The organism is Mycobacterium simiae (assembly GCF_010727605.1).
Taxonomy (GTDB): Bacteria; Actinomycetota; Actinomycetes; order Mycobacteriales; family Mycobacteriaceae; genus Mycobacterium; species Mycobacterium simiae.
This window is the reverse complement of the sequence record NZ_AP022568.1, coordinates 549,634-562,732: the sequence shown is the minus strand read 5'-3', so window position 1 is coordinate 562,732 and position 13,099 is coordinate 549,634. Positions and strand designations below refer to the sequence as shown.

Annotated in this window: 12 protein-coding genes; 7 read left to right on the top strand and 5 right to left on the bottom strand. The window is 66.6% G+C overall.

Translation table 11 applies throughout. The features are described from left to right. Window positions 1-57: 57 nt before the first annotated feature. On the top strand, window positions 58-1,218 hold the full coding sequence (locus G6N33_RS02545; protein WP_044511030.1) for an acyl-CoA dehydrogenase family protein: 1,161 nt from the start codon (window positions 58-60) through the stop codon (window positions 1,216-1,218). Between the two features lie 458 nt (window positions 1,219-1,676). After that, on the top strand, window positions 1,677-3,944 hold the full coding sequence (locus G6N33_RS02540) for a sunset domain-containing protein (RefSeq protein WP_408632760.1): 2,268 nt from the start codon (window positions 1,677-1,679) through the stop codon (window positions 3,942-3,944). A 39-nt stretch (window positions 3,945-3,983) separates the two neighbouring features. Here the strand turns inward: G6N33_RS02540 and lexA are convergent, their stop codons facing one another. Next, complete coding sequence (gene lexA / locus G6N33_RS02535) at window positions 3,984-4,685, bottom strand: transcriptional repressor LexA (protein ID WP_044511034.1); 702 nt, start codon at window positions 4,683-4,685, stop codon at window positions 3,984-3,986. Window positions 4,686-4,987: 302 nt separating this feature from the next. Here lexA and G6N33_RS02530 point away from each other — a divergent pair, with 302 nt between their 5' ends. The 3 genes from G6N33_RS02530 (at window position 4,988) to G6N33_RS02520 (ending at window position 6,549) form a co-directional block, all read left to right on the top strand. Next, window positions 4,988-5,449 (top strand): LysM peptidoglycan-binding domain-containing protein, encoded by a 462-nt coding sequence (locus G6N33_RS02530; protein WP_101528233.1) that lies wholly within the window; start codon window positions 4,988-4,990, stop codon window positions 5,447-5,449. A 149-nt stretch (window positions 5,450-5,598) separates the two neighbouring features. Next, on the top strand, window positions 5,599-6,063 hold the full coding sequence (gene nrdR / locus G6N33_RS02525; protein WP_044511035.1) for a transcriptional regulator NrdR: 465 nt from the start codon (window positions 5,599-5,601) through the stop codon (window positions 6,061-6,063). A gap of 3 nt (window positions 6,064-6,066) precedes the next feature. Further along, window positions 6,067-6,549 carry a peroxynitrite isomerase gene (locus G6N33_RS02520; protein ID WP_044511037.1) on the top strand — a complete coding sequence of 161 codons (483 nt, stop codon included), beginning with the start codon at window positions 6,067-6,069 and terminating at the stop codon, window positions 6,547-6,549. Window positions 6,550-6,565: 16 nt separating this feature from the next. On the opposite strand, the gene G6N33_RS02515 is transcribed toward G6N33_RS02520, so the two are convergent. From G6N33_RS02515 to G6N33_RS02505, 3 genes are read right to left on the bottom strand one after another with little or no spacing between them, the layout of a single operon-like run. Further along, the gene (locus G6N33_RS02515; protein ID WP_044511038.1) at window positions 6,566-7,249 is read right to left on the bottom strand and encodes a PhzF family phenazine biosynthesis protein; all 684 of its coding nucleotides are present in this window, start codon (window positions 7,247-7,249) and stop codon (window positions 6,566-6,568) included. A gap of 33 nt (window positions 7,250-7,282) precedes the next feature. Beyond that, on the bottom strand, window positions 7,283-8,314 hold the full coding sequence (locus tag G6N33_RS02510) for an alpha/beta fold hydrolase (RefSeq protein ID WP_044511039.1): 1,032 nt from the start codon (window positions 8,312-8,314) through the stop codon (window positions 7,283-7,285). 41 nt (window positions 8,315-8,355) lie between these two features. Then, window positions 8,356-9,327, bottom strand: a complete 972-nt coding sequence (locus G6N33_RS02505) for a proteasome assembly chaperone family protein (RefSeq protein ID WP_044511041.1) — start codon at window positions 9,325-9,327, stop codon at window positions 8,356-8,358. Between the two features lie 208 nt (window positions 9,328-9,535). Between G6N33_RS02505 and G6N33_RS02500 the strand changes: the two genes are divergently transcribed. After that, window positions 9,536-10,351 (top strand): trypsin-like serine peptidase, encoded by an 816-nt coding sequence (locus G6N33_RS02500; RefSeq protein WP_044511043.1) that lies wholly within the window; start codon window positions 9,536-9,538, stop codon window positions 10,349-10,351. A 2-nt stretch (window positions 10,352-10,353) separates the two neighbouring features. Here G6N33_RS02500 and sthA read toward each other — a convergent pair whose 3' ends face one another. Further along, window positions 10,354-11,769: a Si-specific NAD(P)(+) transhydrogenase gene (gene sthA / locus G6N33_RS02495; RefSeq protein ID WP_044511044.1), complete on the bottom strand. Its 1,416-nt coding sequence runs from the start codon at window positions 11,767-11,769 to the stop codon at window positions 10,354-10,356. A gap of 267 nt (window positions 11,770-12,036) precedes the next feature. Between sthA and G6N33_RS02490 the strand changes: the two genes are divergently transcribed. Further along, on the top strand, window positions 12,037-13,095 hold the full coding sequence (locus tag G6N33_RS02490; protein WP_044513202.1) for a DUF4192 domain-containing protein: 1,059 nt from the start codon (window positions 12,037-12,039) through the stop codon (window positions 13,093-13,095). The last annotated feature ends 4 nt before the right edge of the window (window positions 13,096-13,099 follow it).

Genomic DNA, 13,099 nt, shown 5'->3' with positions numbered 1-13,099 from the left:
ACCAACCGTCTGGTTGGTATATGTTGGGCGGCAGAGTCGATGTCGCCGGAGGTAGTCATGAGCAGTGCCATCAGGTACCAGCGCACCCTGTTCGAACCCGAGCATGAATTGTTTCGCGAGTCCTATCGGGCATTTCTCGAGCGCCACGTCGCGCCGTACCACGACGAGTGGGAGAAGGCGAAGATCGTCGACCGCGGCGTGTGGCTCGAGGCCGGCAAGCAGGGCTTCCTGGGCATGGCGGTGCCCGAAGAGTACGGCGGCGGCGGCAACCCCGATTTCCGCTACAACACGATCATCACCGAGGAGACCACCGTCGGCCGGTACAGCGGTATCGGTTTCGGCCTGCACAACGACATCGTCGCCCCGTACCTACTGGAGCTGGCCAGCGACGAGCAGAAGCAGCGCTGGTTGCCCAAGTTCTGCACCGGGGAACTGATCACCGCCATCGCGATGACCGAGCCGGGCACCGGAAGTGACTTGCAGGGCATCAAGACTCGCGCGGTCAAGCAGGGCGACCACTACATCCTCAACGGTGCGAAGACGTTCATCACCAACGGCATCAACTCCGACCTGGTGATCGTGGTGGCTCAGACCGACCCCGAGAAGGGCGCGCAGGGGTTTTCGCTGCTGGTCGTTGAACGCGGCATGGAAGGCTTTGAGCGCGGCCGGCATTTGGACAAGATCGGTCTGGACGCGCAGGACACCGCGGAGCTGTCCTTCACCGACGTCAAGGTTCCGGTCGAGAACCTGTTGGGGGAGGAGGGCAAGGGCTTCATTTACCTGATGCAGAACTTGCCGCAGGAGCGCATCTCGATCGCGGTGATGGCGGCCGCGGCGATGGAGCAGGTTCTCAACCAGACCCTGCAATACACCAAGGAACGCAAGGCCTTTGGCAAGCCGATCGGCAGCTTCCAGAACAGCCGCTTCGTGCTGGCCGAGCTGGCGACCGAGGCCACGGTGGTGCGGATCATGGTCGACGAGTTCCTCCGCTTGCATTTGGACAAGAAGCTGACGGCCGAGCAAGCGGCGATGGCCAAGTGGTACTCCACCGAAAAGCAGGTACACCTCATCGACCGGTGCCTGCAGCTGCACGGCGGCTACGGCTACATGCGCGAATACCCGGTCGCGCGTTCCTATCTCGACGCCCGAGTCCAGACGATTTACGGCGGCACCACCGAGATCATGAAAGAAATCATCGGTCGGGGCCTCGGCGTTTAGCCGTCGATCGGCCCCTCGCCAATCGGCGCGACGGCGGTCAACCAATTCCGGTGCCACGCAACACCCGTCGCGGCGACGCGATGTTTGTGACACGACCGCCGCATAAATTGCCGGCTTACCCTGCGGTGGCCCGGGTATGGGGCAAGATGATCGGTGCCCATGAATTGCTTCTGCGAGCGAGTTCAGCGTCGGCGAACTGTTGGCGTCGAACAGGGCCAGCGCGTGGCTGGCTGGTCGCGACACGGTCGTCCGCCCGCATCATTTCGACATCAAAGCGGTATCCGTTTTCGTAATATTCGCGAATTGCCTTCGTATTTCTTGTTCGCTAGAGCAAAGTTGTGCGAGCCCGGCGATAATACGAACCCTGGTGGGGTTTGTGTCCCGCGTTCGGGCTATGCCCGCGCGCACGGTACGGGCACGGCCATGCGCAAGGGCATGTCCGCCGGCTGGGAGGCTTGGTGAACGGAGGAGGAGGTCAATTGCGCAGGCTCGCCGGGCGGGCGCTGATCAGCGTGGCGACCACAGCGTTGGCCGTCGTGCTGCTCGCACCTACCGCCTCAGCGTCTCCGATCGGCGACGCCGAAGCCGCCATCATGGCCGCGTGGGACAAGGCCGGCGGCGACACCTCACCCCTGGGACCTCGTAAGGGCGATGTCTATCCGGTCGCCGACGGCTTCGCCTGCGACTTCGACGGCGGAAAAATGTTCTTCACCACGGCCACGGGCGCGAAATTCGTGTACGGGCCGATTCTGGAAAAGTACGACATGCTGGGCGGTCCGGCAGGCAGCGATCTAGGTTTCCCGACCATCAATGAAGTGCCCGGACTGGCGGGGCCCGACAGCCGAGTGGTGACCTTATCGGCTAGCGACAAACCCGTGATCTTCTGGACGCCCGATCACGGTGCGTTCGTCGTGCGCGGAGCCCTGAACGCCGCGTGGGACAAGCTCGGCAGTTCGGGCGGCGTGCTCGGCCCGCCGGTCGGCGACGAGACCTACGACGGCGAGGTGTCCGCGCAGAAGTTCGCCGCTGGGCAGATCTCCTGGAACCGCAAGACCAAGGAATTCACCACTGAGCCAGCGGGATTGGCCGACCAGTTGAAGGGCCTGCAGGTGGCGATCGACCCCACCGCGGCGATCAACATGGCCTGGCGCGCGGCCGGCGGCGCCGGCGGTCCGCTGGGCGCCAAGCAGGGCGGTCAATACCCGATCGGCGGCGATGGCATCGTCCAGAACTTCGCCGGGGGCAAGGTGTTCTTCACCCCGGCGACCGGTGCGAACGCCGTCGAGAGCAACATCCTGGCGAAGTACGAATCGCTCGGCGGCCCGGTCAGCAGCGACCTGGGTTTCCCCATCACCAACGAGTCCGACGGCGGCGTCGGGCCGAACAGCCGCATCGTCACGTTCTCCGCGGCCGACAAGCCGGTGATCTTCTGGACCTCTGACCACGGTGCGTTCGTCGTGCGCGGCGCGATGAAGGCCGCCTGGGACAAGTTGCGCGGCCCGACCGGGAAGCTGGGCGCGCCGGTCGCCGATCAGACCGTCGACGGCGACGTGATCTCGCAGAAGTTCACCGGCGGCAAGATCTCGTGGAACCGCGCGAAGAACACCTTCTCCACCGATCCGGCCAATCTGGCTCCGTTGTTGTCCGGTCTGCAGGTGTCCGGCCAGAACCAGCCGAGCAGTTCGGTGGCGGCGCCGCACGCCAAGAATTGGTACACCTTCAACTGGTGGTATCTGCTGGCGCTGGTCCCGCTGCTGGTCTTGGTGCTGCTGGCGGTGTTCATGGCATTGCGGTGGCGACGCAACCGCGCCGAACGTAAGGCCGCCGCCCCCTACGGTTTCGACCGCGATGCCGATGTGGGCGGTTACGACGACGCCGGCGAACCGCGTTGGGAATCGGATTACCCGCCCGAATACACCGACGCCACAACCGAGCACCTGTCCTACGGTGACGTGCACCGACAGGACCACCCAGGTGGCCCGACCGCCGACGCGCCGCGGGTTCGGTGGCCGCACTCACCAGAAACGGCCGAGCCGGACGATGATGGTGGACTTGCCGTGGGTTACGACGATCGCTCGTCGCCCGAAGCGGAGGGGCAGTGGACGGGGGCGGAGGCCGACGAGCGCGACCCGGACACGGTCGACACCGATTCCATCCCCAAGGTGTCGGCGCAGGATCTGCGGGAGGCGGGCTACGACGACGAGCCCCCGGACGCCGGCTATCCGGACGTGGCCCAGGAAGTTGTCGTCCCGGAGGGCGCCTATCCGCACGGCACCGGCACCGAATACCTCGACGTCGCCGATCCGGATGCTATTGCCGAGGCCGGGTATCCGGCCGTCGCCGACGAGGATGCCGCGTATCCCGAGCCGGGTTATCCGATCGCCGAGGAGGAGGCGGCGGAACCCGAATATCCGGACGTCGCGGTGCGGCACACGCCTCCGGATGTCGAGGGCGCGCGCGGCGCGGCGGCGTCGAGAAGCGGGCGACACGCGGCCGCCGACGACGATGCCGACTTCGCGCCGGCCCTGGGGCCGGCTGGGCGGCCCACCATCCACATGCCGCTCGACGATCCGTACGAAATGCCCGACGGTTACCCCATCAAGGCCAGCGCCCGCTTCGGGTTGTACTACACGCCGGACAGCGATCTCTACCACGACACCCTCGCCGAAATCTGGCTGTCTAGCGAGGAGGCCGCGCTGGTCAACGGCTTCACGAAAGCCGACTAGCGCGCCGATTAGGGTCGGGTCGGCAGCGCAGCTTCGTCGCTACACCTTGCGGATCACGGTGACGACCTTGCCGAGCACGGTCGCCTCGTTGCCGGGAATGGGGTCGAACGCGGGGTTGTGCGGCATCAACCACACCTGGCCGTTGGCCCGCTTGAACGTCTTGACGGTCGCTTCGCCGTCGAGCATCGCGGCGACGATGTCGCCGTTGTCGGCGACATTCTGCTGTCGCACCACCACCCAGTCGCCGTCGCAGATCGCGGCCTCGACCATCGAGTCGCCGACCACTTTGAGCAGAAACAGCGTGCCCTCGCCGACCAGCTCGCGGGGGAGTGGGAAGACGTCCTCGACGGCCTCTTCGGCCAGGATCGGTCCACCGGCCGCGATGCGCCCGAGCACGGGCACGAACGTGGGTTCCGGCAACGTGTCGGAGCCGGCGACCTCGGTGACCGGCGCGGCAGGCGCGCCGTCGTCGGCGCCGCGCACATCCACCGCGCGCGGGCGGTTGGGGTCGCGGCGCAGATAACCTTTGCGTTCCAGGGTGCGCAGCTGATGAGCCACCGAGGAAGTCGACGTCAGGCCGACGGCGTCGCCGATCTCCCTGATACTCGGCGGGTATCCGCGGCTGGTCACCGATTCCCGGATGACGTTGAGGATGGTGCGCTGCCGCTGGGTAAGCGATGAATCCACGGATTGCAACCGATCTGCGGGGCCGGCTGCGGCGGGGTCGTTGCTGTCGCTCATGGGACGAATGTAGCCGCCCGCCGGTCGATAATCAAACATGTGTTCGACTGGCGTGTCGGGGTCTGCCGGCCCGGAAGCGACGCGGGAATAAATCGCATCACCTCGCGAATAACAATGGTGTAACTCTCGATCGGATCGGGTATTTGGGGCTCATGTCAGTGGTAGCGGCCAGCGGAACTTGTCGGTGGCGTGCCCTAGCGTTTTGCTCGTGCGACACGCTTCGCTCAAATGTTCGGAGTTCGAACACACGAGCGATAGTGTCGAACACACGAGCGAGGATTTAGTCGACCGGAGGAACGCACATGACGCTCATGCACACAGTCACACCGCGCACCGGCGGCGTCCGACGCCCCGTCGACGGGCTGGTCGCACGTCCTCGTTACAGCCACGAACGGCCGGCCGGCGCGCCGATGCGCTACCGCGGCACGGGCGTCACGATGTCCATGGCGCCGCACCGGCGGCGGCCGGTCACCGTGAAGACGACGCTGGGCCTGGCGTTGATGGCCGGGATCATCACGCTCTGGTTGGGCCTGATGGCCAACCTCGGGCAGATCGCCAACGGGGAACCCGCCAACGCAGCTGCTCCCGTCCCGGATCGGCTGTCGGTCGTGCAGGTCGAGCCCGGCGAGTCCCTGCAGGACCTCGCGCACCGGGTGGCACCGGCGGCCTCGGTCCGCCAGGTTGCCGACCGCATCCGCCAACTCAACAACCTCAGCTCCCCGGCGCTGGCCGCCGGCCAGACGCTGATCGCGCCCGTCGGCTGACGCCGGCGAAAGCTGCTGCGCGCCAGAGCGTCTCCACGCTCGACGCGCGGCGAGCGCGGGTACCGCAGCTGCATTGGCCGGGCGGCAGAGCACCCGGGTACGCTCGGAGTGTTCGCCGAGAGGCTGGCACAACGAAGGAGCGGCGGCCCATGCACTGTCCGTTCTGCCGCCATCCCGACTCGCGGGTGATCGATTCGCGCGAAACCGATGAAGGCCAAGCCATTCGGCGCCGCAGATCATGTCCGGAGTGCGGGCGCCGGTTCACCACCGTGGAAACCGCTGTTTTGGCCGTAGTCAAACGTAGCGGCGTTACCGAGCCGTTCAGCCGCGAAAAGGTCATCCGGGGGGTCCGCCGCGCCTGCCAGGGCCGCCAGGTCGACGAGGACGCCCTGAACCTGCTGGCCCAGCAGGTCGAGGACACGGTGCGTGCCGCCGGCTCACCCGAAGTCCCTAGCCACGAGGTCGGCCTGGCGATCCTGGGGCCGTTGCGCGATCTGGACGAGGTGGCCTACCTGCGGTTTGCGTCGGTGTACCGATCCTTTTCCTCGGCCGAGGATTTCGAACGCGAGATCGCGTCGCTGCGTCAGCACCGCAAGGTATCGACGCCCGGCTGATCGATGCCCGACCTGCATCCGGACCTCGAGGCGCTCGCGCCGCTGCTCGGCACCTGGGCCGGCCGTGGGGCGGGTGAATACCCGACGATCCAGCCCTTCGAGTACCTCGAAGAGGTGGTGTTCTCCCATGTGGGCAAGCCGTTTCTGGCCTACGCGCAAAAGACCAAGGCGGTGGCCGACGGCATGCCGCTGCACGCCGAGACCGGCTATCTGCGGGTGCCCGAACCCGGTCGCCTCGAATTGGTGCTTGCCCACCCCAGCGGCGTCACCGAGATCGAAGTCGGCTCCTACCAGGTGCGCGACGGTGTGATCGATATCGAGCTGGCCACCACGTCGGTGGGGCTGACACCCAGCGCCAAAGAGGTTTCCGCGCTGGAGCGTTCCTTGCGCATCGACGGCGACGAACTGTCGTACTCGATGCGGATGGGTGCGGTCGGTCAGCCCCTGCAGCATCATCTCGCCGCGGTACTGCGGCGCAAACCCTGACCCGCGCGCTGGTTTCCTACAGGTGTGTCACGCCGTCGGTGACGACCCGGCCACCGACGCGGACCCAGCCCTCGGGGCTCCATGTGGTTTGCAGTAACGAGCCCTTGCCCTGGATGATGCTCAGGTCGCGGCTGAGGTGGTCGGTGATGCGTATCGCCGCGGAGCCGGTCGCCTCGTCTTCGGGCACGCCGAGATGGGCCGCGAACATGCGTGAGCGCAGCGCACCGGCGGACCGGTCCAGCCATGTCCACAGATAATGCGCGGTGTTGTCGGCATATTCGCCGGGATCCTGGGCCAGAAGGTCATCGACAGAGTCGAATTCGTGCAGGGCGAATTCCGGCGCCCATTCCGATCGACCGCTGACGGCCACCACCTCGCCGTCGTCATGCACTTGCACGATTCCGGCGGGCACCGCAAGGGTGTTGACCGGCGTGCCGTTGGCTCGCAGCAACCACGCCGCGCCGACGCAGGGGTGCCCGGCGAACGGGATTTCGGTGCGCGGCGTATAGATGGCTGCGCGTGCGGTGGGCGAACCACCGATCGGCAGATTGACGAATATTGTTTCGCTATACCCTAATTCGCTTGCCAATCGCTGGCGATCGGCGGGCGCCACCTGGCTGGCATCCACCACGCCGAGCGGATTGCCGAATCTGCCGTCTTGGTCGGTGAAGACCCGCAACACCGTGACGTCGATGCCCATGAGCCGACTGTATCGACTCGGCCGCACGGCAGATTAGGTGGCGCTGCGCTCGTCGGAACCTATCGCGTTGAGCACCGCGACGCGTGTGTCATCCGAGCCGGTGACCGCGCGCTGAGCGCTGCCCGCACGCAGCAAGGCGCGCAGCGCCTCCTGGTCGTATGCCGCCGGCGCGGTGGTGTCGATGAACCGCTGTACGACTTCGATGAAGCGCGCGGGATCGTCGTGGAAGGGAAAATGGCCTGAACCTTCGAAGATCTCCAGACGCGAGCCGGGCATCGCGGCGTGGGCCATCCACGCGTGCCGGACCGGGACCACCACGTCCTTGGTGCCCCAGATGATCTGCGCCGGAATGGCTTCGGCCAAATAACATCGATCCAGGAAGGTGACGATCTGGCCGCGCCAATCCACCACGGCGCGCAGGGTGCGGCTGAACGCCGAGGAGGCCGTCGGTTCCGGCAGGTCGTCGAGGATGCGCAGCACGTTCGGTAAGTCCATGCCCAGCCCGGTCGAACCGATCGCCAGGCCTGCCAGCCGCCCGGCAAGCTGTACCGCCGGCAGCACCAGGGGCAACCGCAGTAGCGCCAGCGCCTCGCTGCCCATCGGCAGGGAGGCCAGCCGGAAGGCGACGTTGACGTCCTTGGTGACACCGCCGGCGGCGACCAGAATCAGCCGCTCGACCAGATGCGGGAACTGATAGGCGAATTGCATCGCCACACCACCGCCGAGGGAATGGCCGATGATGGTCACCCGCTCGATGTCGAGCACGGACAGCAGATCGCGCATGCCGTTGGCGTAGCCGGCCACCGAATAGTCCGCGCGCGGCTTGTCCGATCGGCCATGTCCGAGCAGGTCGGGGGCGATCACCGTGAAGCGCTGAGCGAGCTTGGCCTGCACCGTATTCCATGTGGTGGAGTTGTCGCCGATGCCGTGGATCAGCAGGATCGCCGGCCCGGAGCCGGCGATGCGGAACGCGCGCTTGTACCCGTGGATGGTGCGAAATTCCAGACGGGGGGCGGTCACTTCCCGCACCGGGCGCAGGTTGCTCTTGCGCTTTCGCTCGGTCATCTCGCCACCCTTGTTGTCTGCGCCGGCTGAGGCGTTGGCGTTTAAGCCGGATCGCCGTCGTCGCGCTTCTTTTCCGCCTGCTGCGCCAGAAAACGCTCAAACTCGGCGCCTAGCTCGTCGCCGCTGGGGAGGTCCTCGTCGTGGGTTAGTAACGACCTGTTCTCCTGAGCGTCGATGAAGGCATCGTACTGGCGCTCGAGGGCGGCCACCACTTGAGCGACCTCCGCGCTCGCCTGGACCTGCTCGTCGATTTTGGCCCGAATTTCCGCCGCCGCCTCAGTCAACGCCGACAGCGGCAAATCCAGCGCCGCCGTCTTGGCCACCTGCTCGAGCAGCGCCTGCGCGGCGGCCGGGTAGTCGGTCTGGGTTAGGTAGTGCGGGACGTGGACGGTGAAACCGACCACCTCGTGTCCATGTTGAGCCATCCGGTATTCCAGCAAATTCGATGCGCTGCCGGGGACTTGAATCTCGGAGATCCACGGCTGGAAATCGGCGATCAGGTCGCGGTTGTTGGAGTGCGCGGTCAGCGTGATCGGGCGGGTGTGCGGCACCGCCATCGGCACCGTGCCCAGCCCGATCGTTTGCCGCACTCCCAGCCGCTCGGCCAGCAGCCGCACCGCAGTGATGAAACGCTCCCATTTCAGGTCGGGCTCCAAGCCGGCCAGCAATAGGAACGGGGTGCCGACGCTGTCGCGCAGCGCGTACAGGCTCAGCTCCGGGTCGTCGTAGTTGGTGAAATGATCGGTCTTGAACGTCATCAGCGGGCGCCGGGAGCGGTAGTCCAGCAGCTCGTCGATCGCGAAGGACGCGACCAGCTCGGTGTCCAGGGCCGCTTTGAGGTGGTTCGTGGCCAGCCGTATCGCATGGCCGGCGTCGGAGAAGCCTTCCAACGCGTGCACCAGCACCGGACCACGTCCGTCCGACGTCACCAGCTGGGGCGCCGGAAACTCCAGCTCGTAGATGCCGGATTGCCCTGGCTCGTAGTACAGGTCGTCCTTGTGTTCGTCGGCCACCGGGTTCCCCTCCTCTCGCCGAGTTCTCCAGGGTGCCCTAACCAGTCTGCTCCGAATCGTCGGGCACCCATATCCGAAACAGGTTGACGCACGAACGTAATCCGGGCGGAATATTGCCGCGCGCACCGGATCTGCCAGCAAATCTACCGGCCCGGCGCCGGGCGCCGACTTCGGCTTCCACCGCCGCGGTCAGGCATGATGGGACCCGATGCGCGTCTCGATGCTGCTGCTCTGCCCGATTGTCGGCCTCGCGACGCTGCTGGCGTCGTGTGGCCGACCGGTGCTGCACGGTTCGGGGCAAACCACCCCGCCGCCGAAAACTAGCAAACCCGTACAGCATCTGGGCCAGCCCGATCCGCCGGCAGTGGCAACCCCGGTGGACCCGGACCGCCGGGTGGGTGCCATTTTCCTGGACGGCAGCACTCAGCACGTGTGCACTGGCTCGGTGCTGCATTCCACCACTGGAAACCTGGTACTGACCGCCGCGCATTGCTTGGCGGGCGCGGCACAGATCACCTTCGTGCCGGGCCTGTCCGGTGACGGGGCACCGCCGGATCTGTTCACGGCAGACAACGTCTACCTGGACCCGCGCTGGGTGGCCAGCAAAGATCCGCATGCCGATTACGCGATCGCACGGGTCAACGGGAAGCACGGTTCGGTGGAGGCGTCCGCGGGCTTGGCGCTGACCTTGGGCACGGCGCCGCCGCCGAGCAGTCGGGTCACCGTGGTGGGCTATCCGAGCGGCGTCGGTGGCTCGCCGATCGGCTGTCAGGGCAGGACCACGATGGCCGACGGTGGGTTCCCCGCACTGGCCTGCCAAGGGCTGGTTGGCGGTACCAGCGGTGCGCCCTGGGTCAGCGGTACCACCGTCGTCGGGCTGATCGGCGGGCTGGAACGCGGCGGGTGTGCCGAGGACGTGTCCTACTCGGCGCCGTTCGATGGACACATCGCCGAGCTGCTGACCCGCGCCGAGGCCGGCGGTCCGGGCGATCCGGTGCCCGTCGACATCGACGACACCTGTTGATTTCAGCGCCGGAACTGGTTGAGTGCCCGCACTTTGTTCATCACGTCCAGTGCGGCCACTTTGTAGGCCTCGGAGAACGTCGGGTAGTTGAACACTGCGTCGACCAGATAGTCCACGGTGCCGCCGCAGCCCATTACGGCTTGGCCGATGTGCACCATCTCGGTGGCGCTGGTGCCGAAGATGTGGACGCCGAGCAGCTTGAGATCGTCGGTGGACACCAGCAGCTTGAGCATGCCGTAGGAGTCGCCGGCGATCTGACCGCGGGCCAGCTCCCGGTACCGGGCCACGCCGACCTCGTAGGGGATCGAGTCTTTCGTCAGCTCCACCTCGGTGGCGCCCACGTAGGACACCTCGGGAATCGAGTAGATACCGATGGGCTGCAGCTCGGTGATGCCGTCGGTCGGTTCCCCGAAGGCGTGGTAGGCCGCCAGCCGCCCCTGTTCCATGGACGTGGCGGCCAGCGCTGGGAACCCGATGACATCGCCGACGGCATAGATGTGGGGCACCTTGGTCTGAAAGAAGTCGTCGACGTAGATCCGGCCCCGATTGTCGGCCTCGAGCTCGGCCTTGTGCAGATCGAGATGGTCGGTTTGGCCTTGCCGCCCAGCCGAATACATGACCGTCTCGGCGGGAATCTGCTTGCCGCTGGCCAACGTGGTGACGGTGCCCGCCGATCCGACGTCGACGGCGGTCACTTCCTCACCGAACCGGAACGTCACCGCCAGGTCACGCAGGTGGAACTTCAGCGCCTCGACAACTTCAGGGTCGCAGAAATCCAGCATGTCGTCGTGCTTTTCGACGACGGTCACCTTGGTGCCCAGTGCGGCGAACATCGAGGCGTATTCGATCCCGATCACACCGGCGCCGACGACCACCATCGAGGCCGGCAGTGACTTGAGATCGAGGATCCCGTCCGAGTCGAGCACCCGGTTCTCGTCGAACTCGACGCCGGACGGTCGCGCCGGACGGGTGCCAGTGGCGATGACGATGTATTTGCCACTGATGGTTAGTTTTTCGCGCCGCGTCGGGTCTTCGACCTCGATGGTGTGCGGATCGACGAAACGCCCGTGGCCGATCAGCAGGTCGATGCGGTTACGCATCAACTGATTGCGCACCACGTCGACTTCCTTGCCGATCACGTGTTGGGTGCGCGCCAGCAGATCGGCCGGGGTGATCTTCTGTTTGACGCGGTAGCTCGCGCCGTACAGTTCGCGTTGGCTCATCCCGGTCAGGTAGAGGACCGCCTCCCGCAAGGTCTTTGACGGGATGGTGCCGGTCTGGACGCACACGCCGCCGAGCATTTGGCCCCGTTCGACGACCGCGACCGATTTGCCCAACTTGGCCGAGGCGATGGCGGCCTTCTGGCCGCCGGGCCCCGAACCGATGACCACCATGTCGTACTCTTGCGCCGACCCCATGAGATAGACGATAAGGCTCGCAGCGCAGACTTTCTCGGCAGACGGTCCGCGCAGGCAACGTCCGCTCGGTGCGTGAGGGAACCGGCCGAGACGACGGACGGGTTGACGACCCCGTGTGCGCACCCGCAAACCCTGCTGCGACAGCGCCTTAACGTAGAACGCGACCGAATCGTCGGCTCCTCACAGTCGGGACTTTCTCCACAATCGGATGGGTCGATGGCGTCGCGCGTGCATAACCTGACGGTGGCGGCCAGCAGCGTTGGCCGCATGACGCCGCATTCACCCGATTTCGTACTTAACCGCCCCGGGGCACTGATCGCCGCCCTGCCTGCCGTCCTCGGCTTCGTTCCGGAGAATTCACTGGTCTTGGTGTCGGTGGATGCCGGCGAGCTGGGCGCGGTGCTGAGGGCCGATCTGTCCGAGGAACTCCTTGCCGGGGTCGATCACCTTGCCGAGGTCGCCGCCGCGGCCCAACCGCAGGCCGTGATCGTCGTGATCGTCAGCGAAGAGGGCGCGCGGTGTCCATGTTGCAACGACGAGTACCGACATTTGTGCGCGGCGCTAGTAGAAGCGTTGGCGCAACACCACATTGAACTGTATGCGGCGCACGTGGTGGACCGGGTGGCGCGCGGCGGGCGCTGGCATTGCGCGGACGGTTGCGGCTCGGTCGGCACGGTCGACGATCCGTCGGCCTCACCGCTGGCCGCCGCGGCCGTGCTGGAAGGGCGGCGGCTTTATCCGCGTCGCGCTGATCTGCAGGCCGTGGTCGCCGTCGAGGATTCGGGTCGCAGCGCAGCGCTGGCCGGTGCCCTGGCCCGTCAGGCGGCCACCCGGCAGCAGGCGCAGGACGCCGATCCCACCGGCTGCGCCCGTCGCGACGTGCGCAGCGCGCTGGCCGCCGCCGCTCGTGTCGGTCGGGGAGACGTGCTGTCCGACGCCGAGGTAGTCGCCGTGGGCTGTGCACTAACGGACGCGGCGGTTCGCGACACGTTGTACGCCCTGGCGATCGGCGAGACCGCCGGGGAGGCCGAGGCGCTGTGGGCAACGCTGGCACGCACCCTGCCGCCGCCGTGGCGGGTCGAGGCGCTGGTATTGCTGGCGTTCAGTGCGTATGTCCGCGGCGATGGCCCGCTGGCCGGGGTGTCGCTGGAGGCCGCGCTCCACTGCGACTCCGATCACCGCATGGCTTGCATGTTAGACACCGCGCTGCAGTCCGGCATGCGACCGGAGCAGATCCGGGAACTCGCGGTGACCGGCCGCCGACTGGCTCGACGCCTCGGCGTACGGCTGCCGCCGCAGCGAGCCTTCCGGCGTCGGGCGGGATAGGCGG

Coding starts and splice junctions, on each gene's coding strand:
- G6N33_RS02545 (WP_044511030.1), top strand. CDS start 58: ATGAGCAGTGCCATCAGGTACCAGCGCACCCTGTTCGAACCCGAGCAT.
- lexA (WP_044511034.1), bottom strand. CDS start 4,685: ATGAGCGACAGCAACGACCCCGCCGCAGCCGGCCCCGCAGATCGGTTG.
- G6N33_RS02530 (WP_101528233.1), top strand. CDS start 4,988: ATGACGCTCATGCACACAGTCACACCGCGCACCGGCGGCGTCCGACGC.
- nrdR (WP_044511035.1), top strand. CDS start 5,599: ATGCACTGTCCGTTCTGCCGCCATCCCGACTCGCGGGTGATCGATTCG.
- G6N33_RS02520 (WP_044511037.1), top strand. CDS start 6,067: ATGCCCGACCTGCATCCGGACCTCGAGGCGCTCGCGCCGCTGCTCGGC.
- G6N33_RS02515 (WP_044511038.1), bottom strand. CDS start 7,249: ATGGGCATCGACGTCACGGTGTTGCGGGTCTTCACCGACCAAGACGGC.
- G6N33_RS02510 (WP_044511039.1), bottom strand. CDS start 8,314: ATGACCGAGCGAAAGCGCAAGAGCAACCTGCGCCCGGTGCGGGAAGTG.
- G6N33_RS02500 (WP_044511043.1), top strand. CDS start 9,536: ATGCGCGTCTCGATGCTGCTGCTCTGCCCGATTGTCGGCCTCGCGACG.
- sthA (WP_044511044.1), bottom strand. CDS start 11,769: ATGGGGTCGGCGCAAGAGTACGACATGGTGGTCATCGGTTCGGGGCCC.
- G6N33_RS02490 (WP_044513202.1), top strand. CDS start 12,037: ATGACGCCGCATTCACCCGATTTCGTACTTAACCGCCCCGGGGCACTG.